This window comes from Opitutaceae bacterium TAV5 (genome assembly GCA_000242935.3).
Lineage (GTDB): Bacteria > Verrucomicrobiota > Verrucomicrobiia > Opitutales > Opitutaceae > Geminisphaera.
The window spans coordinates 5,003,154-5,024,229 of the sequence record CP007053.1; the positions used below are offsets into that span (position 1 = coordinate 5,003,154).

Annotated in this window: 18 protein-coding genes; 1 reads left to right on the top strand and 17 read right to left on the bottom strand. The window is 60.9% G+C overall.

Translation table 11 applies throughout. The annotated features are described in order from the left end of the window. Positions 1-3: 3 nt before the first annotated feature. The 14 genes from OPIT5_21200 to OPIT5_21265 all read right to left on the bottom strand — a co-directional run bounded on the left by OPIT5_21200 (position 4) and on the right by OPIT5_21265 (position 17,221). Complete coding sequence (locus OPIT5_21200; protein ID AHF94576.1) at positions 4-987, bottom strand: hypothetical protein; 984 nt, start codon at positions 985-987, stop codon at positions 4-6. Between the two features lie 404 nt (positions 988-1,391). Next, entirely contained in the window at positions 1,392-1,946 is a 555-nt protein-coding gene (locus tag OPIT5_21205; GenBank protein AHF92392.1) for a GCN5 family acetyltransferase, read from the bottom strand. Further along, positions 1,943-3,001 carry an alcohol dehydrogenase gene (locus OPIT5_21210; GenBank protein AHF92393.1) on the bottom strand — a complete coding sequence of 353 codons (1,059 nt, stop codon included), beginning with the start codon at positions 2,999-3,001 and terminating at the stop codon, positions 1,943-1,945. Before OPIT5_21210 ends, OPIT5_21205 begins: the two co-directional genes overlap by 4 nt. A 90-nt stretch (positions 3,002-3,091) precedes the next feature. Continuing rightward, positions 3,092-4,219, bottom strand: a complete 1,128-nt coding sequence (locus OPIT5_21215; GenBank protein ID AHF92394.1) for a cysteine synthase — start codon at positions 4,217-4,219, stop codon at positions 3,092-3,094. A 24-nt stretch (positions 4,220-4,243) separates the two neighbouring features. Continuing rightward, on the bottom strand, positions 4,244-4,936 hold the full coding sequence (locus OPIT5_21220) for a methyltransferase (protein AHF92395.1): 693 nt from the start codon (positions 4,934-4,936) through the stop codon (positions 4,244-4,246). A 74-nt stretch (positions 4,937-5,010) separates the two neighbouring features. Next, positions 5,011-6,033: a beta-lactamase gene (locus tag OPIT5_21225; protein AHF92396.1), complete on the bottom strand. Its 1,023-nt coding sequence runs from the start codon at positions 6,031-6,033 to the stop codon at positions 5,011-5,013. Next, the gene (locus tag OPIT5_21230) at positions 6,030-6,791 is read right to left on the bottom strand and encodes a type 12 methyltransferase (GenBank protein AHF92397.1); all 762 of its coding nucleotides are present in this window, start codon (positions 6,789-6,791) and stop codon (positions 6,030-6,032) included. Before OPIT5_21230 ends, OPIT5_21225 begins: the two co-directional genes overlap by 4 nt. Positions 6,792-6,911: 120 nt before the next feature. Then, positions 6,912-8,060, bottom strand: coding sequence for a sulfate-binding protein (locus tag OPIT5_21235; protein ID AHF92398.1), 1,149 nt, complete (start codon positions 8,058-8,060; stop codon positions 6,912-6,914). Between the two features lie 45 nt (positions 8,061-8,105). Next, positions 8,106-8,834 carry a type 12 methyltransferase gene (locus OPIT5_21240; GenBank protein AHF92399.1) on the bottom strand — a complete coding sequence of 243 codons (729 nt, stop codon included), beginning with the start codon at positions 8,832-8,834 and terminating at the stop codon, positions 8,106-8,108. 148 nt (positions 8,835-8,982) lie between these two features. Then, the gene (locus OPIT5_21245; GenBank protein AHF92400.1) at positions 8,983-11,616 is read right to left on the bottom strand and encodes a hypothetical protein; all 2,634 of its coding nucleotides are present in this window, start codon (positions 11,614-11,616) and stop codon (positions 8,983-8,985) included. Between the two features lie 565 nt (positions 11,617-12,181). Continuing rightward, entirely contained in the window at positions 12,182-14,284 is a 2,103-nt protein-coding gene (locus OPIT5_21250) for a TonB-denpendent receptor (GenBank protein AHF92401.1), read from the bottom strand. A 258-nt stretch (positions 14,285-14,542) separates the two neighbouring features. After that, a complete protein-coding gene (locus OPIT5_21255) occupies positions 14,543-15,037 on the bottom strand; it encodes a hypothetical protein (protein ID AHF92402.1) in 495 nt (164 codons plus the stop codon). A 334-nt stretch (positions 15,038-15,371) separates the two neighbouring features. Continuing rightward, positions 15,372-15,737 carry a glyoxalase gene (locus OPIT5_21260; protein AHF92403.1) on the bottom strand — a complete coding sequence of 122 codons (366 nt, stop codon included), beginning with the start codon at positions 15,735-15,737 and terminating at the stop codon, positions 15,372-15,374. Then, entirely contained in the window at positions 15,734-17,221 is a 1,488-nt protein-coding gene (locus OPIT5_21265; protein AHF92404.1) for a cysteinyl-tRNA synthetase, read from the bottom strand. The genes OPIT5_21260 and OPIT5_21265 overlap by 4 nt, the downstream gene beginning before the upstream one ends. 204 nt (positions 17,222-17,425) lie before the next feature. Between OPIT5_21265 and OPIT5_21270 the strand changes: the two genes are divergently transcribed. Next, positions 17,426-17,767, top strand: coding sequence for a hypothetical protein (locus tag OPIT5_21270; GenBank protein AHF94577.1), 342 nt, complete (start codon positions 17,426-17,428; stop codon positions 17,765-17,767). A gap of 80 nt (positions 17,768-17,847) precedes the next feature. Here the strand turns inward: OPIT5_21270 and OPIT5_21275 are convergent, their stop codons facing one another. The 3 genes from OPIT5_21275 to OPIT5_21285 all read right to left on the bottom strand — a co-directional run bounded on the left by OPIT5_21275 (position 17,848) and on the right by OPIT5_21285 (position 20,415). After that, positions 17,848-18,549 (bottom strand): hypothetical protein, encoded by a 702-nt coding sequence (locus OPIT5_21275; GenBank protein AHF94578.1) that lies wholly within the window; start codon positions 18,547-18,549, stop codon positions 17,848-17,850. A gap of 95 nt (positions 18,550-18,644) precedes the next feature. Next, positions 18,645-19,391, bottom strand: a complete 747-nt coding sequence (locus OPIT5_21280) for a hypothetical protein (GenBank protein ID AHF94579.1) — start codon at positions 19,389-19,391, stop codon at positions 18,645-18,647. 28 nt (positions 19,392-19,419) lie between these two features. After that, positions 19,420-20,415 (bottom strand): ABC transporter, encoded by a 996-nt coding sequence (locus tag OPIT5_21285; GenBank protein ID AHF92405.1) that lies wholly within the window; start codon positions 20,413-20,415, stop codon positions 19,420-19,422. Between the last annotated feature and the right edge of the window lie 661 nt (positions 20,416-21,076).

Genomic DNA, 21,076 nt, shown 5'->3' on the forward strand with positions numbered 1-21,076 from the left:
TTCTCAAGCCTTGCGGGCAGTTTTGAAAATGCAATTTGCACCACAGAGGAGGGGAGTGGGCGCAGAGGGGGGGAACACCGGGGGATCGATCGTAGTGAAGGTGCCGGAAGGGGAGCCAATGGATTGGTCTCTGCGCCCGCTCCCAATCTCTGCGGTGTGATTTTTTGACACCACAGAGGAGGGGAGTGGGCGCAGAGAGGGGCGGCAGAGAAATAGAGACGGATTGATAATCTGTATTTCGCGGGAAAGAATACCCTCGTGAATATCAACCATGACAACCAATTGACGGGTGTCGTCATCGGGGCGGCCATCGCCGTGCATCGGGAGTTGGGACCCGGCGTTGATGAGGCAGCCTGCGAGCAGGCACTGAGCCTGAAACTGACCGCTCTCGGTATTCCTCACCAATGCCAAAAACCTCTGCCGTTGCTTTACAAGGGAGCGTCGCTGGACTGCGGATACAGGCTTGATCTGCTGATCGATGGCCGGCTCCCCGTCGAACTGAAGTGCGTCGACAAAATCCTGCCCATTCATGTGGCCCAGACCCTGACTTACCTGCGGTTGGGAGGCTTCCCTCTGGGGCTGCTCATCAATTTTGAAGTGTGCGCGTTGAAACAGGGGATACGGCGACTGGCGATCACACCTCCAGCGCCTGGCAATTCCTCGCTCGCGACGAACCAGGGAGAATTCGATGCCTTGTCCGCACTGTTGCTGAACGCGGCAATGGATGTTCATCACACCCTTGGGCCGGGTCTGCTTCGCAGTGCCTACGAAGAGTGTTTTTGCCACGAACTGACGCTTCGAAAAGTCGGGTTTGTTCGGGAGGCCAGGGTTCCGCTGGAATTCGAAGGCAGTGTGCTGGCGCATGGGGCCAGCATCCCGCTGCTCGTGGACGGGCGAATCCCTGTTTACTGCCTGAGCGTTGCCGAATTGACGCCGCTGCATGAGAGCCGTCTGCGCTTCCGCCTTCGCCAGAGTCGATCGCCTCATGGGTTCATCCTGAATTTCAATGCCTCTCGTTTGAATGAGGGCATACGACGACTTGCCCTCTGAATATGCGGGGATGCGTCTTTTGGTCTTTCTCTGCGCCCGCTCCCAATCTCTGCGGTGTGATTTTTTTGCACCACAGAGGAGGGGAGTGGGCGCAGAGACGGCTGCGCCGCGGGCGGAGGCCGGAAATCCCTGCGGTGCGGTTTGAGAGGGTTGATGCGAATCATGGAGCGGATGGGACCGGTGGTGGATGGATGCGTCTTTTGGTCTTTCTCTGCGCCCGCTCCCAATCTCTGCGGTGTGATTTTTTTGCACCACAGAGGGGGGGAGTAGGCGCAGAGACGGCTGCGTCGCGGGCGGAGGCTGGAAATCCCTGCGGTGCAGTTTGAGAGGGTTGATGCGAATCATGGAGCGGATGGGACCGGTGGTGGAAGTGTGATCCAGAAGCGCAGCTTGCGGCCGGCCTGCGGGTCTGCGACCTCACTCTCGAAGACGCCGCCGTGGCGGGTGATGATGCGCCGGGAGGCCGTGTTTTCCGGCGAGCAGGTGATGAGCACACGCTTGATGCCGAGCGTCCGCGCCCTGGCAAGTCCGTGTGTCAGGCAGAGATGCCCGTAGCCCTTTCCCCGGAAGGCGTGCGGCACGAAATAGCCGATATGCCCGCCGACCCGTTCGTTACCCGGACCCAGGCGGTGGCGAACGTTGACGATGCCGACGACGTCGCGCTCGGGCGTGACCAGCCAGAGATGCGAGGCCGGCACAAAACCGTCGGGCAGATCGACGCCCTCCTCGTCACGTTGCAGGCGGCGCAGGAACGCCAGAAAATCGGTTTCGGCGAGGCCGGAATGCCAGAGTGTGAAGCCTTCGTAGCCCGCCGCGCACGAGGCGGCCAGGGCGGCGAGGTAAGACGTGCGGTAAATCGTGTCCGGCGCGGCGGCTTCGATGGCGGGCGTGGTCATGGTTGCGAAGAGTCCAGCGATTTCATGTCGATGACGAAACGGTATTTCACATCGCCCGCCAGCAGGCGGTCGAAGGCTTCGTTGATCCGCCAGATCGGAATCAGCTCGATGTCGGCGGCGATGCCATGCGCAGCGCAGAAATCGAGCAGTTCCTGCGTCTCGCGGATACTGCCGATCAGGGAGCCGGCGACCTGGCGGCGGCGGGTGAGCAGGCTGAAGGCAGCCAGCGGATGCGGCCCGGGCGGAGCGCCCACGAGCGCGAGCGTGCCGTCGCGGCGGAGCAGATCGAGCCAGATGTTCACGTCGTGCGGCGCGGAAACGGTGTCGAGGACGAAGTCGAGGCGACCGCGGTGAATGACCAGCGCGTCAGGATCTTTGGATACAACGACATCGTGCGCGCCCAGCCGGCGGGCGTCCGCCGCCTTGCCCGGCGAGGTGGTGAAAAGCGTGACCCGCGCGCCGAGAGCTCGGGCGAGCTTGACGGCCATGTGGCCGAGCCCGCCCAGCCCGACCACACCGACCTGGTGGCTGGAGCCGATTTTCCAGTGGCGCAATGGCGACCAGGTGGTGACGCCGGCGCAGAGCAGCGGCGCGGCGGCGGCGAGGTCGAGCCCGGACGGCATGCGCAGCACGAAGGCTTCGTCCACCACGATGCTTTCCGAATAGCCGCCATACGTGACGCCGCCGGCGTGCGGGTCGGGATCGTTGTAGGTGCCGGTGGAGCCGGCTTCGCAGTAGTTTTCCAGACCTTCGCGGCAGCTCGGACAGACGCGGCAGGAATCGACCATGCAGCCGACGGCGACGGGATCGCCGGGCGTAAACTTTGTCACCTTGTCTCCGATACGGGTGACGCGCCCGGTAATCTCGTGGCCGGGCACGCAGGGATAGACGGTGTCGCGCCATTCGTTCCGGGCCTGGTGGAGATCGGAGTGGCAGACGCCGCAGTAGAGGATGGCAATCTCCACGTCGTGCGGGAGCGGTTCGCGGCGAAGGAAGGAAAACGGTGCGAGGGCGGCGTCGTGACGGGAGGCGGAGTAAGCGCGGGCGATGGGCATGGAGAGGAGAGAGATATTTCTGGCGGAGGAATGGATGCATTCCTGGTCGTGTCCGGAGATGGCAGAATTTTCGCATTCCGCAGGGCGGGATTATGCTTCGGAGGAGGATCGGGAAGATGAGTTGACCACGGATTCCGGCGACATGCGCGGAGGCGAAAACCTGAAATCTTCCGGGGGGACGGGCGAACCCGTGGTCAAGGTGACAGATTCCAGCGCCGGGGTGGAGATCGCGGGCGGGCGGGCGATGGAGTCGAGCAGGTCGGCGATGGAGTCGGATCCGGCGTCGATGCCGTCGAACAGCCAGGTGAACAGATATCGCTCCGCCGCGGAAGGAACGATAACGACGATCTGGCGGCCGGCGTTTTCCGGACGGCGGGCCACCTGCAACGCCGCCTGGATGGCAGCGCCCGAGGAGATGCCGACCGGGATGCCGTCGAGCCGGGCGACCTGCTGCGCCACACGCGCCGCATCGGTGTCACGGACGAGAATGATTTCGTCGCAGATCTTCGGGTTGAACACGCCGGGGATGAAGCCGGGTCCGAGGCCCTGCAACCGGTGCGCGCCCGGCCGCCCGCCCGAGAGGACCGGCGATGTGGCGGGTTCCACCGCGACCACCCGCACGCCCGGCTTGCGCACCTTCAACGCCTCGCCGACTCCGGTGAGGGTGCCGCCGGTGCCGACGCCCGCGACCAGAATGTCGACGGCGCCGTCGGTGTCGTCCCATATCTCTGCGGCGGTCGTGCGGCGGTGGATACCGGGGTTGTCCGGGTGGTTGAACTGGTCGAGGATAAGACTGTCGGGAATGCGGCGATGCAGTTCGTCCGCCTTGTCCATGGCGCCCGACATGCCGCGCGAGGCGCGGGTGAGCACGGTCTTCGCCCCGAGAATTTTCAGGAGCTTGCGCTGCTCGAAGGGGGCGTTTTCCGGCATGACGAGGATGAGACGAAGCCCGCGGGCGGCGGCGGCAAAGGCGAGCGAAAGGCCGGCGCAGCCGCTGGTGGGTTCGATGAGGACGGTGTTCCGGTTGATGAGCCCCGAACGGAGGGCGCCCTCGATCAGCGCCACGCCGATGCGGTCTTTCACACTCGAGAGCGGGTTGAAAAATTCGAGCTTGAGCAGGATGTCGGCCCGGGCCTGGTGCCGGGCCGCAGTCCGGTTGAGGCGCACCAGCGGAGTGTGTCCGACGGTTTCGGTAATGTCATTGCAGATACGTGGCATGGCGGGGCGCAACGGGCGCAACGATCAGGAGGTTGTTTCCTCGGGTTTGAGAACGATCACTTCGTAGAGCGATTTTTCGGAGCCGTGGCGAATGATGGCCAGCTTGCGGAGAGAGATGATGCTGTAACGGCCGGCGAGCGCGGTGAGGATTTTGTCCTCGGTGAAATATTGCCGGGGCACGCCGTCCTCGACGCTGGTGACGGGCGCCCAGGAGGTCGGGTCGGGGGGCGCGCCGCGTTCGTCGAAGGCGTTGACGCGAAAGGCGAAGAGGCCGCCGGGACGCAGCCGGGCGTGGATCGCGGCGAAGATCGCCAGGGTTTCTTCCCGGGTGAAATAGTGGAGCGACAGGCTGGCGACGACGAGGTGCCAGTCATCATTGTCCGGCGCGCCGGCCGGGAGGTGGCGGTCGAGGTCGCGCAGGTCGGCGAGCAGGTGGCGGGCGGCGGGGTTGCGTCGGGAGGAGAGGGCGATGGCGCCGGCGGAGAAATCGAGCGCGGTGACGGCGTAGCCGCGGGCAAGCAGGTACGCGGTGTCGCGGCCGGCGCCGCAGCCGAGATCGAGCGCGCGCAGGGGCGGAGCCCCGGCGCCCGGGAACGCCCCGGAGGCGTCTTCGAGCCAGCGGGCCAGCCACGGATCGGCTTCCTTGGCGCGCGCATTGCCGGGTGAGAGGATGGCGGCGTTGTAGCGACGGTTCCAGATTTCGACGGGAGGGTTCATGCGAGGGAGAGCGGGTTGCGGGTGAGGAAGGGAGAGGGATCGCGGCCGGATCGGACCGACCGGACAGAGGGGGCCTATCTGGCGATGTGCCTGGGATCGATGCCTTGGCCGAGGGTAAACCCGGCGCCGACCGCGCCGACGACAGCGTGCTTCCGGTCGAGGCCGAGGTTGGCGCGAAAACGGTAAACGGACTCGATGCCGGTGCAGTGGGCGCCGATGTAGTGGTCCACGCCATACCCGGCCAGTTTTCCGGCGGTCCACTCCCAGGTCTTGTCGGAGGCGGCGAAGACGTGGATGCCGCCGATCAGCGCGTGGATGCGCGCGGGGCGGATGAGGGTGCGCGCATAGTCGAGTGTGTTGACGACGCCGGCGTGTCCGCAGCCGAAGAGCGCGACCAGACCCTGGTCGGTGTCGAAAACCAGTGCCTGGTCTTCGGGGATGTTGTCCTCGACCACCCCGGCCGGGGTGACGACCTTGCCGGTCGTCCCCCAGTTGCGCTCCGGGTATTTTCGCGGCACCGGCCCGGTGAGCCAGATGCCAGGATGGAGCTGCACGGGTTTGTCGTGGACGACAAAGACACCGCCGGTCTTTTCGTAGGCCGGCTTGATGGCGATGAGCAGGTTTTCCTCCTCGCCGCCATCATCGGAGGGGCGCGCATAAAAGACGCCTTCGCCGACATGGACACGGGAAAGGGCACCGGGGGCGTTTTTGTCCAGCACGGCCTTGCGCAGGGTGAGGAGGCCGCCGATGTGGTCCCAGTGATTGTGGGTGATGATGATTTCGGGGATCGTGGTCAGGTCGATGCCCAGGGTGCGCGCGTTTTCGAGCACGAGGTCGGGATGTGCGCCGGTGTCGAAAAGGATGCGGCGGCCGTCGGCCTCGACGAGGGCGGCGAAGCCCCATTCGCCGAGTTCGCGGCCATCGGCCAGCATCGTGGAGAGAATGGTGATCTTGAGCGAACGGACGCGGGCATCGGTTGCCGGCTCCGTTGCGGTAACGGGGAGCGCGGCGATGGCGAGGCTGCACAGGGCAAGGACGATTTTGAGCATGACAGGGACGGGATGGTGGCGGTGACGGGTGGTGGCGGATGTGTTCATGAGCGGACAGGCCGGGACGGCGGGCCGGGGATGGGCAGACCTCGCCTGCCGGCCTGCATGAGAACGGTCTGGAATGTTTTTTCGCCGAACAGCCGGTCTTCCGGTTTTTTCCGTCTCATCCGGCGCTGCTCGCAGATATGGAAGAGGTCGCCGAAGATGTCGTGCAGTTCCTCCTTCGAAAATCCGAGTCCGCCACCCATCCGGCGTTGCACGTAGACGGCCTTGTCGGAGAGGCCGGAGCCGCCTTCCGGCGCGAAGCAGACGAGGCCGAACCGGCCGCCGGGACGCACGGCGGCGGTGACCAGTTGCAGGTACTCGGGCCGGCGGTGGGGCGGGATGTGATGGAAACATCCGCAGTCGTACACGAAATCGTAGCCGGATTCCGGAAGCAGGAGATCGAAGAGGGAGGTGCACACGAAATCGACGCGCACGCCAGCCTCGTCCGCCCGGGTGCGGGCCTGGGACAGCGCCTCGCGGGAAAAATCGACCGCGCGCACATCGCAGCCCTGCTGCGCCATGAAGACGGCGTTGCGACCGTTGCCACAGCCCAGCTCCAGAACCCGGCCGGGCGTGACAAGACCCTCGCCGAACCAGGCGACGAGGTTCTCGTCGGGCCACTCGCGGAAAAAGGGGCAGGGATGGTACCGGTTTTCATAAAAGCGGTCCCACCATGCGGCGCTCCGGTCCTCGAGCATCCGGTCGAGCAGGTCGGCCAGTTCCCGGTGCGTGGTGACTCGTCTGTGCCTTGCGTCTTTCATCCCTGTTGTCGGGCAAGATCGTAATCAGGACAACACCGCAAAGGCGACGATTTCTTCGCGGGACGGGCCACTCTCCGTGTGCGGCGATTTCCATGTCATGAGGTGCCGGTGATGTCGGCGTCAGTTGCGGCTGACGACTTCGCGGGTGTTGAGGGCGGGATAGTCGCGTTCGAGAATGCCGCCGGAGGAAAGGAAGCGCTCCCGGACCGCGGACCATCCGCCGAAGGCGTCGTCAACGGAGACGATTTCCAGACTCGGGAAGGAGCCGGCGTGCTTGCGCGCGATGTCGCGATCGCTCGGCCGGTAGTGGTGGCGGACGGCGATCTCCTGCGCCTTCGGATCGAACAGCCAGATCAGGTAGGAGGCGGTGACGCGGGTGGTGCCGTGTTTGTCCACGTTCCTGTCGAGCCAGGCGACGGGGAGATCGACCCGGAGGCTGGCGGGCGGCGTGACGATTTCGAAGCGGGAACCGCCGGAGGCGCGCAGGCGGGCGCGGGCCTCGCTTTCGAGGACGAGGAGCACGTCGCCGGTGCTCTTTTCCGCGAAGGTGGCGAGGGAGCCGGCGGAGGTGGAGTTGAGCACGGGCACCTGGCGGTAGAGGTCCAGGACCCGGGCGCGCGCGGCGGCCTCGTCGTTGCCGGTCTGCCGGAGCGCGGAGGCCCAGGCGGCGAGCCAGATCCACTGGCCCACGCTGTCGCGCCGGGGGTCGGGCGTGATGACGGAGACGCCGGGTTTCACCAGGTCGGACCAGTCACGGATGGCCCTGGGGTTCCCCTTGCGCACGAGGAAGACGACCGTGGTGCTGAAGGGCACGCTGTCGTTGGGCAGCCGGGAGCGCCAGTCGGCGGGGAGAAGATTGCCTGGCGCGGCCAGGATGTCGATGGCGCCGGGATGATCGAGGGCGACGAGATCGGCCTCGGCGCCGTCGCCGCCTTCCAGCAGGGCGCGGGTCTGGGCGAAGGTGGAGCCGTGGGTGCCGTTGACGGTAAGGCTGTAGCTGGTCTTCTTCACCCATTCCTTGCCGAATTCCCTGTTGATTTCGGCGAACAGGTCGCGGGTGGAACCGAAGGAGGCGTTGTGGATGGAGACCACACGGTCTTTTTTCGGGACGTTGGAAACATCGATCTGTTTCCACTGGCCGTTCACGCCGAAATCGCCGCCGCCACCGCAGCAGCCGGGACTGGTGAACTGGGCGCGAAGGGAAGCGAACGGAAAAGCGAAGAGGAGCGCGGCAAGGGCGTGGCGGAGATGGCGGCGTGTACGTTTCATGTGGATACGATGCAGTGGAGACGGGAGCGGAAGGGACCGGACGGGTCAGGTCCCTGTGCCGGACGGACCGCTGCCGCAGGCGATGGCGGGGCAGACGGTGGGAGGGAGGCGATGGGCGCGGAGGAGGAAAGCGGCGGAGAGCGTGCCGTCGTCGCGCGGGAAGTGATGAAGGGTGCGCCACGCGACGGCGGCGGGTTCGATGGCCCTGGCGGCGAGGCTGGCGAGCGCGTCGGGCGTGAAACCGCGGGAGGAGGGGCGCAGGTTGGGGCGGGCGAGAAGGTCGTCGGGATCGATGGCGTCGCTCCATTCGACGATCACCAGCCAGCCGTCGGGAGCGAGCATCCGGGCGAAGCTGGCGAGGAGGCCGGCGGGGTTCGGGACGTGGTGGAGGACGAGCGAGGCGATGACGAGATGGAACCGGCGCGGAAGCGGGGGCGTGCGGGTGAGATCGAGAACGAGCGGGTGGAGACGGAGCGGGGCGCGGGGGGGAGTGCCGGGCCGGGGCCGGGCGGCGAGGGCAAGTTTGCGCCGGACCTCGGCGATCATGCCGGGGGAGGAATCGGCGGCGACGATTTCGCGGACGCGGGGAAGAAGGTGGAAAGCGAGCGCACCGGTGCCGCAGCCGTAATCGAGGACGTCGTGGTGCGGGGAGAGCGGGACGGTGCGGATGATTTCCCGGGCGATGTCCTCCGTGAGGGCGTGGCGGCGGGGATCGGCGTCCCAGGTGGCGGCGCGTTCGTCGAAGGAAACGGCGGGAGCGGTGGCGGCGGACATTGCGAGGAAAAGGCGGAATGACCAGGCGGAAGGTGTCGATGCGGGGAGCGGTCGGTCGGCGGATGGCCGGGTTGCGGGAGGGAAACCCTCCCGGGCGACAACGACCCCGCCCGGGAGGAGACACACCCTGTGTCCGTTGAACCTCCGTCTAGAAACGGTAGGTAAGTCTTCCCTGGATGCCGAGGCGCTCGGCGGGCAGGAGCCAGTTGTAGCCGTTGCCGCCGTAACCACCGGCGGCGCTCCAGTTTTTCTCGTTGGTGACGTTGAGCACGTCGATGTCGAGGCGCCATTTCCTGGCGACGTAGAAGACGCCGAGGTCGATGGCATGCTGGGTGGGGACGGTGAGAACGTCGTTGACACGCTGCCCCGAAGTGTTGAAGGCGGTATTGGTGTTCCATGACGAGGTGATCCAGGCGCTGGCCTTGAGGCCGAAGCCGTTGTCGAACCGGTAGGCAACCCATACGTTGGCGCTGTTGAGCGGGGAGCCTTCGTAGCGCGTGCCATCCAGATAGCCTCCGTCATAGTTCGCGTCGATGTAGCTGTAGTTCGCGCCCAAGGCCAGGTTGATCGTGGGTTGATACGCGACCGAGAGCTCAAGCCCCTGGTAGAGGACTTTGTCCGACGACAGCGTGAAGTTTTCGATGTTGTTTCTGGGAACGGCGCGGGTCTGGTGGAACCACGCGGCGCTGGCGAAGAGCTGGTTCGGGATGATTTCGAACTTGGCGCCCGTTTCGAAGAGCTCGCTTTCCACCTTGAACCACTCGGGCGACAGGGTGTTGTAGGCGCCCGTGAAACCCTGCGACTGGCAGCAGCCGCAATCCTGCTGGGATTTGTTGAAATCGTAGGCGAAATAAACATTGACCCAGCGCGCAGGCTTGAAGGTGAGGCTGGTGTTGATGTCGCCGTTCCAGGCGGTGTGGTTGTCGTCGGTGTTGAGCGGATTGCCGTGGCGGTCGGTGAGATAGCCCTGGCTGACGAGGTGCCGGGTCAGGGCATTGGCCTCGATGTCGTTGTCGACGTAGGACAGGCGGGCTCCGGCGCGCCAGGTCCATTTTTCGCCGATGTCGAACTTGTGCTCGCTGAAGACGTTGTAGGTGGTGATATCGTTGCTGCGCCGTTCCGTCCCGCCGAGATCGTAACCGTAAGGAGCCTGATCGGTCGTCGGCCGGTTGCCATCGGCGACGGAGCCATAGCTGTTCCCGTTCACGGCAGGGGTGCCATAATAGCCCTTGGTCCGCCAGGTTGGCGTCCAGGCGAGCCAGCCCCAGGCCGTGTTGACCACCGATTTTCTGTAGCCGGTGGCGGGAGACAGGCCCTGCCCCACGAAATTGGTCCAGGGAGTGCCCAAGGCGTTGCCCACGCCGTAGGAGCCGCCCACTGTGGCATCGACCACATTGGCCGGATACTCCTGGCCGACCGGGGCGGTGCCATCGCACACGTTCAGGAGCCGCCGGTAGGAAAAGCCGCTGTTGCTCTGGTGGCGGATATCCTTGCCGAAGAGCTCGAACTCCTTGTCGGAGAGCAGCTCGAAGCGGGACTCGAACAGCCGGTTGAAGTGCTTCGAATAACTGAGGTCGTACTGCTGCTCCAGCGTGTCGCTGTACTGGAAGATGGTGTTGTTGCGCAGAGAGAAGGTGTCATTGAGTTTGACCGTGGTGATGACCTGGCCGATGTATTCCTTGGCATCGGTCTCGGCATCGTCGGAATAGAAGGTTTGATCGCCCCCGATCTTGACGGTTTTTTGGGTCGCCGGGTCGATCTTCCAGCCGGTGATGGTGCCGGGGTTGTCCGCGCTGTTGGTTCCTCCGTTGGGCTGGGAGATGGTCGGGACATAGGTGCCCGAGACGTAGTGCCAGTTGTCAATCAGGTCCTGGGTCACGCGGTTGATGCCTTTGGCGATGGCGCCCTCGGATCGGGTATGGGAAAAATTGGTTTCCACGGTCACCCGGGAGTTGGGCTTCCAGGTGGCGGCGGCGAAGATGTCCTTGCTGTCGGCCTCCGAATTTCCCCAGTACTGATTCGCCTCGGCCTGCAGGAGGCTGAAACGGATGGCGAGCTTGTCCTTGATCAGCTCGGTGCTGTGGTCGAGCCGTACGCTGTACTGCGGATAGGTCGTGTCGGAATGCAACCCGAGGCGGCCGAAGGTGACGGTGAGCTCGGTCTGGTCTTCCCCGAAGAAGGGCTTTTTCGTGACGTAGTTCACATAGCCGGCGGTCCGCACCGTATTGCCCTGGATGACGCTGGGGACGCCGGCGACGATGTCGGCGGATTCCCACGCGTTGTCATTGAACGGGCGGACGGCGGTGTTGAAGAGCACGATGTTGTTGCGCAGCGTGTCGGCGGAGCCGCCGCGGATGCGGGGGACCGACCAGGGCGACACCGAGCCTCGCTGGATGCTGGGCGAGTAGCGGGCCAGATCCGAGAAACTCTGGATGGTGTCGTTGTCGAGGTGGGCCTTGGTGACCTGGAAGACCGAGCGCGGCGTTTCGCGGATCGTCTCTTCGAAGCCGTAGAGCGAGGTGGACGGGCGTGTGGGCAGGATGGACTGGTCGGCGGGAATGTCCTCGATCTCCACCTTGTCGAGCAGGATGGTCTCTTCAGTCGGGACGGCGACGGATTCGCCGGACCCGGAAGAACCGGCGGCCGGCGATGCGGACACGCCGGAGGCCGGCGCGGTGTTATCGGAGGGTGCGGAAGCTGCTGGTGCGAGCGGTACGGCAACAGGCAGCACGAGCGCTGCCGCCAGGACTGGCACGAAGCGCAGCGAGGAATGTTGTGACATAATGATTAGGTCAACTGACTGGTAGTTGTTGGATACGAGGGAAGGAAGCCGGACGGACTGTGCTGGTCTGTGCCTGGCCGGTATCTGCTGAATCGGGAGGGAACCCGCGGGGCTGCCGTGGACGGCCAGCATTCGGGTTTTTCTCCGGCTCGCGTCTGATTACGTGGAGCCGGCATGAAACGAAACGGGACGGACTTCACCGGAGGGTCGCATCCGTTCGTGACGGTCGGCGGAACCCGGAGCCGGGGAAAAGACACTCCTTCGTCTGCTTTCCCGTTTTCGGACCGGAGCGGCGTTGGTCTGGCAGACCGGTCCGGATACAGACCGGATGGCGCACCGGGGAAGGCAGGATTACACGTTGCGTTTCCTCCAGAGGCCTGGTCGTTGGCGTTCGCGGGAGAGGGATGTCCCCTTTCGTTGCATTCAATATCCTGGTGTTTTGATCAAGATACAAACAATAATATCCGTGCCCGCGAAGGAAGAACGGGAAGTGATGGGGAAGATAAGTATTTTGTTAAGGAAACGTGCGGATGCCGCTTGAAAACGGGTAACCGCGCAGCCCGGTTCAGAACGTGACCCGGAGTTTTACCCAGAGCGTGCGGCCGGGTTCGTTGACGCGGAGGTTGGCGATGTAGGCCGGGTCGCCGTCGCCTGCGCGGCTGACGTGCTCCGCGTAAGTCTTGTCGAAGAGATTGTCGATGCCTCCCGTGAGTTCGGCCTGTCCGGAAATCCGCCAGCCTCCGTTGATCGAAAACACGGCGAAACCGGACGTGGCGCCGAGATCCTGCCCGGCCACGCTGCCCTGATCGACCGCGTAGCGGTCCTGCCGGTCGACGAGACGGGCGAGCGCGCCGAGGGACCACACGGGCGTTGTATAGCCGATTCCGATACGGCCTTCGAGCGGAGGCTGCTGCGCGAGCGGGAGCCCGTCGGTCCGGTTTCGACCGCGCACATACGCGACACTCGCATCGATCCGCCAGCCTTCGCCGAAGGCGTATCCGAAACCGGCCTCTCCGCCGATGGAGCGGGCGTCGATGTTGCGGGCGATGGTCGTGGCCATCATGCCCGATCCGGTTTTCTGGATGAGGATGTAGTCGGACACGTCGTTGGCGAAAGCGGAGACGAATGCGGTCAACGGACCCTGTTTCCACGTCGCGCCGACGTCGAGCTGGACCGTCTTTTCGGGATCGACGTTGAAGGAGCTGTCGCTGCCGGCGCTTTCGTAGCTGAACAGCTCCCAGTAATCGGGGGCGCGTCGGGTGTAGCCGATACCTGAATACACGGTGACGGGCACGGCGGCCAGATCCTGTTCGTAGCGGAGGAAGCCGGCGGGCAGGGTCTCGCTGCGGTCGTCGCCGCCGGTGGAGGAGCCGGAGACGGAGCGCCTGTCTTCGGCGCTCCATGCGTCGAGGCGCAGGCCGGCGATCACCCGGTAACGCGTGGCGAGGGTCTGCGTGGCTTCGGCAAAGAGGCCCCAGGTGTCGATCTTCGCATCGTCGACGGAATCCCTGCTGTGCGTGCCGAGGCGGAAATCGCCGCCGAGTTCGAGTTTGGTGTTTTCCCGTGGCAAGAGTGTGGCAAGGGCGCGCCCGCCCCAAAGCGTGTGTTCGGGATTGGAGGACATCGCCATCCCGCCCGGGTCGCGGAGACTGTAGTTGTCCATCACGTGGTCGATATGGTTGTAGTAGAGGCTGGCTTCGAGGGCCTCGACGAGCGGGGCGAGTTCGCGTTTCCCGAAACGCAGGCCGATGTTTTTGCGGTCGAGTCTGGTGGCGTCCATCATGCTGTGCGCGTAGGCGGCTTCGCCCTCGCCGAGAGCGCCGTGGAGCTCGATCACGGTGTTTTCGTCGGGAGTCCAGCCGAGGGCGGCGCGCGCGGAGGAGCGTTCGTAGCGCGAGTGAACCTTGTTGCCGTCGCCATCCTCGTAATCGTCGGAATCGGAGCGCACGGCTGCGACCTTGACGTAAAAGTCGGGCGTGCCCGCGAGGACGCTGGCAGACTGGTCGTTGCGGTCGAAGCTGCCGAAAGTGAGCGAGGCGTCGAGGCTGGCGGAGGGAGACTCGAGGCGGACGGGTTCGCTTTCGAACAACACGACACCGGCGGAATTGCCGGAGCCATAGAGCACGGTTTGCGGCCCCTTGAGCACGGTAACCTCGTCGTAAGCGTCGGGGAAAATGTAGGCTGTGGGCGGATCCATGCGGCCAGGGCAGCCGCCGAGGATGCTTTCGTGATCGACGAGGATATCGAGACGCGAGCTGGCCGCGCCGCGCAGGATGACCTCGCCGCCGGTGCCGCCCTTGCGGCTGACGGAGATGCCGGGCACGGTCTTGAGGATGTCGGCGCCGTCCTGCGCGGGGATCGGTTGCGCGGCGGCCTTCGTGTCGATGCTGACCCGCAGCGGCCTGTCGCCGGGAGGAGAGGCGGTGATGACGAGCGGATCGAGACGGGTGGCGGAAGACTCGAAGGAATCGGAGGTTTTTTCGATCGTGCCCTCCTCGTCATCGGCCGCAATGTCGGGTATATAAAGATTGGATACGACGGCGGACGCCGGAGAGCAATGCGGGCAGGCCTGGGCCGGCGGGGCATCGGGTGCGGCCGCGAAAGCCGCGGCCGGCAGACTGAAGAGAAGCGCGAGGCGCTTGTGAACGGGAAACGACTGGAAATTCATGGAAATGAGTGGCTGGCTGTTGTGATGGAATGCCACGGCACCTGTGCGCAGCCCGTCATGGACAGGGGCGAACAGGGAAGCCGGAGCCGGAGACACGCGATGCGCGTGCATGCTTTTTGGGCGGCATCCGGTTCCCGAACCCTGACCAACCCTTCCTGTGCGTCATGTCATCACACAGACGGGCGGGCGGGCGCAGACGGGGGACTCGTCTCCTTCCGTAAAAGGAGCCGGATGCAGGCTGGATGGAACCGTCCGGACTCAGGCTCGCGGCGGAGGCACGGGGACGGGATAGGCGGGGGAAAGCGGATCGGGCGCGTCGGCCTCGATCCAGCCGGCATCCGGCGGCGCGCACGGCGCGCTCAACGGAGCCGGGGAAAGGGTGAGCAGGAGTTTTCCGATATCATCCTTGCCGGCGACCGGGGAGCCGGGCGTGGAGGAGGACGCGGGATCGCCGGTGTTGCCGGCATTTTTCGCATCGGCCACCGTTTCGCAAATGGAGCAGGAAGCCTCGCCGCTGAAGGTGTAGCGGACAGCCTCGAGCAGCGACATGTCCCGCTCCGTCGCGTAGGTGGCGATCATCCGTCCCCAGCCGATGACTTGCAAAAAATCCCAGTGGACGCCGGTGGCGAGTATCCAGGTCGCCAGCACGGCAACAAGCGCCAGCCGCCGGGAGGGGGACACCGCCGGGCACCGGCGTCGCACGGAGGCGGCGACGGAAGCGGGCGGGCTGGACGGATGGCGAAGAAGTGTCATGCGGAGGAGCGCAAAACAGCGGGCGGCGTGGCAAAGTGTCGGTGCGGATGAAAAGAGAAAAGGGAACGTGGCAACCGGTGCCGGATTATGAAGTCTGGAATCCGCTTTCTGGCTCCCGCGTCCGGGACGCTCCCTGTGGATGACCGTTCAGGCTCGGTGGATGCCGGCAGGCAGGGAGGTTTTCCCCGTAAAACCCATTCACTTGTATTCTGATTCAGATACGAGTGCAAAGTGAACATCATGACAGGCCAGAAGGGAGGTTAATGAGAGGCAGAAAAATTTTTGACCAGTTGAAGGGCAGAGCCCGCTCCCGGTTTCCGTAATGCACAAGATGTCATTTGTTCTTCCGCTGATGCAGGATCAGTTCGTTGCCGTCGGGGTCCCGGATCGAGCCTCCGCGACAGGCGGGGGAATCAAAGGGACCGGTGGCCCACGGAATGCCTTTCCTTTCGAGGATCGATGCGACGGCATCGAGGTCAGCCATCTCTACCGCCACAACCGCGCCCTTGGCGCCGGGCTGGAGATGCTCGAAGGTATGGGTGATGGCGAGCGTGCCATGCCCGATGTCATACTCGACCCACGCGTTGTCCCGGTTGGCGGTTTCCGCGAGTTCGAGCACGCCCGAGTAAAAGGCCCGGGCGCGGGCGACGTCGGAGACAGGATAAACGATGAAGGCAATGTCCTCGAGCAGATGTTTCATGAGGAAATACGGGAGAGGGGAAAGAGCCGGTAGCCATCGGAGTGTTCCCGGATTTCCCAACCGGCTTCACGCAGGCGGTTTCGAGCGGCGTCGGCCGCGATCCAGTCGTGCTCCCGACGCGCGGCCTGCCGGGCATCGGCCAGCGCAGCGATGCGGAGCGGAATTTCTGTGCCTGCAACCGGCCGGGCGTCTGTGAAGCTGTCAGGATCGAAGCCAAAAATGGCCACGATCTCGCCCAGTTGACGGGCAGTCGTCCGGGTGAAGGGCGCCTGTCCGGACTCGAAGGATTCAATGGAGGCAAAGAGAAGGCCGAGTGCACGCGGCGTGTTCAGGTCGTCATTGAGTGCATCGAAGACCGGCTGGAATATGCCAAAACGCTCTTCGGGTGTTGTCGCGATATCGGATTGTCTCGCGTTCGCCGCGGGCTGGAAACGGGAGAGCAAGCGAGCCAGGCGGACGAGTGCGCTCCGGGCAGCGAGAAGCGAATTCCAGGTAAAGTTGAGCGGCTGCCGATAGTGGCCGGCAAGGAGCGCGTAACGCAACTCCGCCGGACGGTGCCCCCGGGCGATGACATCTTCCAGGGTATGGGCGGTGCCGCGTGATTTGCTCATCTTGCCACCATCGACCAGCAGGTGAGCGATATGAAACCAGTGGCGCACGAAAGGTTTTCCTGTCGCCGCTTCACTTTGCGCGATCTCGTTTTCGTGATGAGGGAAGATCAGGTCGGCCCCGCCGGAATGCAGATCGAAGCTTTCCCCGAGATAGCGCATGGACATGGCGCTGCACTCGATGTGCCAGCCGGGACGCCCTTCGCCCCAGGGCGAAGACCAGTAGTTGGGGCCGTCGGCGGGCTTGCGCGCTTTCCAGAGAGCGAAGTCTGCGGCGTGTTCACGGGCCGCGTATTCGTCGGCGTCTTCCGGGGAGGATTCTCCGGTTCGGGTTTTGACCGCTTCCGCCAGGATGGCGCGGCCGGGTTTCGGGGCGGGGGAACGGATCTCGCGCCGGTCGAGGCGGGAAAGGCGACCGTATTCCGGGAAGGAGTTCACGTCGAAGTACACGCTGCCATCGTCGGCGCGCCAGGCATGGCCGCGGGCGACGAGTCGCTCGATCAGGGCGATCTGGTCGGGGATGTGTTCGACTGCGCCGGGTTCGTGATGAGGAGGAAGAAGGCCGAGCGCGGTGCAGTCATCGTGGTAGCGGGCCGCCAGGCGGGCGGTGAATGCGGAAAGGGAAACGCCTTCGGCCAGGGACCGGCGCACGGTCTTGTCGTCCACATCGGTGATGTTGCGAACGTGGAGCGTGGCGCATCCGCCGGCTTCAACGACCCGGCGAAAAACGTCCTGCACGACGAAACTGCGGAAGTTGCCGATATGCGAGGGCGCGTAAACGGTGGGGCCGCAGCAGTAAAATCTCAGGGTGTGCCCGTCCGCGGGGAAGACGGGTTCTTTTCTGGCGGTGAGTGTGTTGTACAGGTGCAGCGGCATGGGACTGTTGAGGGAGAAGTTCCAGTTGTAGTTAATTATTAATTGCACTACAGGGACGGAAGCATGCGCAGAGAATGGACCGATATGAACACCTCCTTGCGGTTAAAAGATTTTTTTCCATTATCCCGATGATTCCGGTCTCTGCGCCCACTCCCCGTCTCTCTGTGGCGCGAATTACAGTTTTCAATACCGCCATTTTATTTTTTGACTATTTCGTATTCACATTTCGGATTCATTGAAGGGTTTTCAGGTTCCGCGTCTTTTTTTCTCCTGATCAACAGCTTGGATTGCTTTTCGAATGCTTTCCAGTTCGGTGCTCTCGAAGCTGTTGGGCACCAGGTAAGGGGATATCTGGCTGTCGTTCTGACGTCGCAGGTCCCGGATTTCCTTCAACTGGTCCTGGCGGACGGCGAGCCGCCTGGCTTCGCGGTCGAGGGCCTCGTCGTCCAGCTGGCTGACGGGGACGCCGTCGACATAGCCGGGCGTGAAGGAGGTCGCTTGTTTATCCGGGGAATGCTGGCAGGCGCAAATCGCAAGCAGCAGTGAGACTCCTGCGCGTGTAATCAATATTTTATGATAAACAGAGTTCATGGTGAGTTAAAAATGATAATGACTTTTGGAACAAATCAGTGGCTACCAAAGGTATTTAAATTGGAACTTTCATATTTTTGGACTCCTTTATGAAACAGAACTATTGATAATGCCAAAAATAGGAGTGCTATTATTGAGATTAAACCCATTTGCGACCAATCCAGATGTTTTACCGCTTCGACAGGCAGAGTGCCCACAATCAGAGATGGGATTATGAATGTAAAAATCATCCGGTTTATTCCGTGAAATGCTCCGCCCACAAACAAGGAGGGGGTTAAAAACACCTCGAACAGGCTTTGCGATAAGGCAATGGAATCCATAATCCAAAAGCTCACCGCTTGCGTAAGCAACAAGACTGCGAAAAAAGTAACACAGGCAATGAATACTCCGGCAAAAACCATCACCATCGCTTCGAAACTTAAATGCATTGTGGCACTGTAAATAATCAGGGAAATAAAACCATAGATTATATCTCCAACAGCCGAGATACCGAAAGATGAGGTCGCGACACGCAATAATAGGGTCTTTGGAGACAATAAGAAACGGTCGAATCCACCGCCAACAACCGAGCTGGTGATTTTTGACAAACCATTAAAAAAGGAAAAAATAAAACCAAAAGCAAGTGTGACAAATCCAATAAGCGCAATTACATCAAGCTGCTTCCAGCCACCGATATCATTGACCGTTCTGAGGAAGAACACCCAAAGGATAAGCAATGAGCAATTGTTCAACATCATACCGAAGGCATTGAGGAAAAAACTGGTTCGCAATTCAGCAGAATTGGTGATGTTTTTTCTTATCGCATAAAACATGAATTGCAGTTCTTTCATTTTCAGCCTCCGTTCACTGACAACTTTTTGTGTGCCTTTTGATTTAGCCAGAGGAGCACCGTGAATAATAGAGTTATCCATGCCCACTGGATACCAATCAATTTCAGTGCCTCGCCAGTCCATGTGTCGGATGTCATATGAGTCAGCAACAGACAGGCACCGAAGGGACTGTATATTGCCAAAATTTTCATGAGCGGCGGGAAAAAAGCGACAGGCAAAAATGAACCGCCCAGGATCATGACTGATTTGTCGGCAATCCAAAAAAGTGGTGTCGGCTCCTCTATCCAAAAGGCGATCAAACCCAATATCGAATAAACAAGCAGTGACAATGTTATGCATCCCATCAGGACAACAGGCAGCGTCCACCAGAAAATACTGGAATACATAATGGGAGGTAGTCCAACGCTCAGTCCCATCAGGACGATGGCAGCAGGTACGACACATATTACTGGTACGAAACCTGTTGCAATTTGATACAGCATCCGATATCTGATGTAGGGAATTGGTCTGTTGATAAGCATCTCAATATTACCCGACTGTATATCCTGAATCAAAACGGGCGTAATACGCCTTAATTTCATGGAACTAAACATAAAATAAATAAACATGCTCCATGCGATGACTTCATATTGCTGGCCCGCGATATTTCCTCCTTTGGCCTGATAAGTGTACGCATACACAAACAACAGCAAGCCGCACCTGAATACGAGCACAAATGCCTCGGCTAGCGAATGCCGAGCCTGAAGCAAATCTTTTTTAAAAAGAAATGCGGCAATTTTAATTTCCCGTCGCAGATCTTCCATAAATCCTCCGAATGGCGACCTCAAGCTTCATTCCGTATATGTTTATGTCATTTATATCAAACTGGCCAGCAATTATCATAATGGCCTCTTTGATATCAAGCAAACTGGAATCAACCGAGACTGTTATCTGGGTTGCACCTTTAGCCATGTAAACAAGGCCCCTTGGCAAGGCAGGGAAGGTCGTAAATCTGGTTTTTGCGGAAATGTCCATGAACTTTTCCTGGGATAAAGACGCTCCCAGTCGGTTAGTGGGAGAGTCGATGAGTAGACAGCCATTGTCTATAATGATTATCCGTTCACAGAGTGATTCAATGTCCTCAACATCGTGAGATGTCAGAAATATAGTGATTCCGCTTTCCCGGTTTAGTTTCAGAAGCAAATCGCGGATATTTTTTTTTGCGATCAAGTCCAAACCGATGGTGGGTTCGTCGAGAAAAATGATTTCTGGTTTGTGCATCAAAGATGCGGCCAGTTCGGCACGCATGCGTTGTCCGAGTGATAGCTTGCGAACAGATTGGGTCCTGAAGTTTTCAAGTTCAAGCTGTTCGGTCAATTCAATGATCCGGTTACGGATGGTCTGAGCAGAAAGACCATACATAACGCCGAATAATTCCAAAGAATCGGTCACTGGCAGGTTTGGCAGGAGTTGCGAACGCTGGCCGAAAATTGTTCCTATTCTGGCGGCAAGTCTTGCGCGATTTTTGAGGGGGCTCAATCCGAGGACGTTGATCTCACCTGATGTTGGATGCAAAATCCCGGTGAGCATTTTTATAGTAGTTGATTTGCCGGCACCGTTTGGTCCGATAAATGCGATTCGCTCTCCTTGGGAGATAGAAAAGGTCAGATTATTAACAGCCGTTATTTGTTTTCTGTCAGGGAATAGAAAATTTTTGAGCCACCCTGAATTTTCATTCCTGATGGGAAAGTCAAAACGCTTGGTTAAGTTGGCAACTGCTATGCAATTTTTCATGCATCCCCTTCTTTTGATATTTTGAATTCAGGGAGATCTCTTGTGCGTTTGGCCTCACTCAGAAGTAAACGTCGGGCGACACTCCGCCATGTGTCAAATGCCTGGTAGCCACTTTTTTTGAGGACATTATTCGCCATATCGCGAATCTCAGACTGCTCCAATTCTTCTCCATATATTCTTCGTAATGCTTGAATGCAAGATGCTCCACTATAATTGAGGTTTTCTTGTGGCGTCATCTCAATATTATTCAAGATGATTTCATCCATGATTTCTCGTCTTGATGTGAATTCCAATTCAAGCATGATAATTTGCCGTTTATCATCCTTATAACATATAGTTAAGGGAAGTGCATACACACCACACCGCCTGCCAAGACTGGGATCAGACAGGAAACGATATTCATTCTTGTCTGAATCGCTTAGATATGGGGGCATTGATGCGGAATCTCCAATTTGTGATAAATCCAGAGATATTGATTTTATTTTTGTTGGTTCAGCATTTTGGACAAAAACGATTAATTCTACAGGCTCATCAGCTTTGGGTTCCTGCTTAATGTGACCAATGATTTTCGCCGAAGCAATCGGACAATCTACCGATATCATCTCAAACGAGAGTAAAAAGCCAAAATAAGGAGGATCTCCTGCTCCTACGAATAAATTGC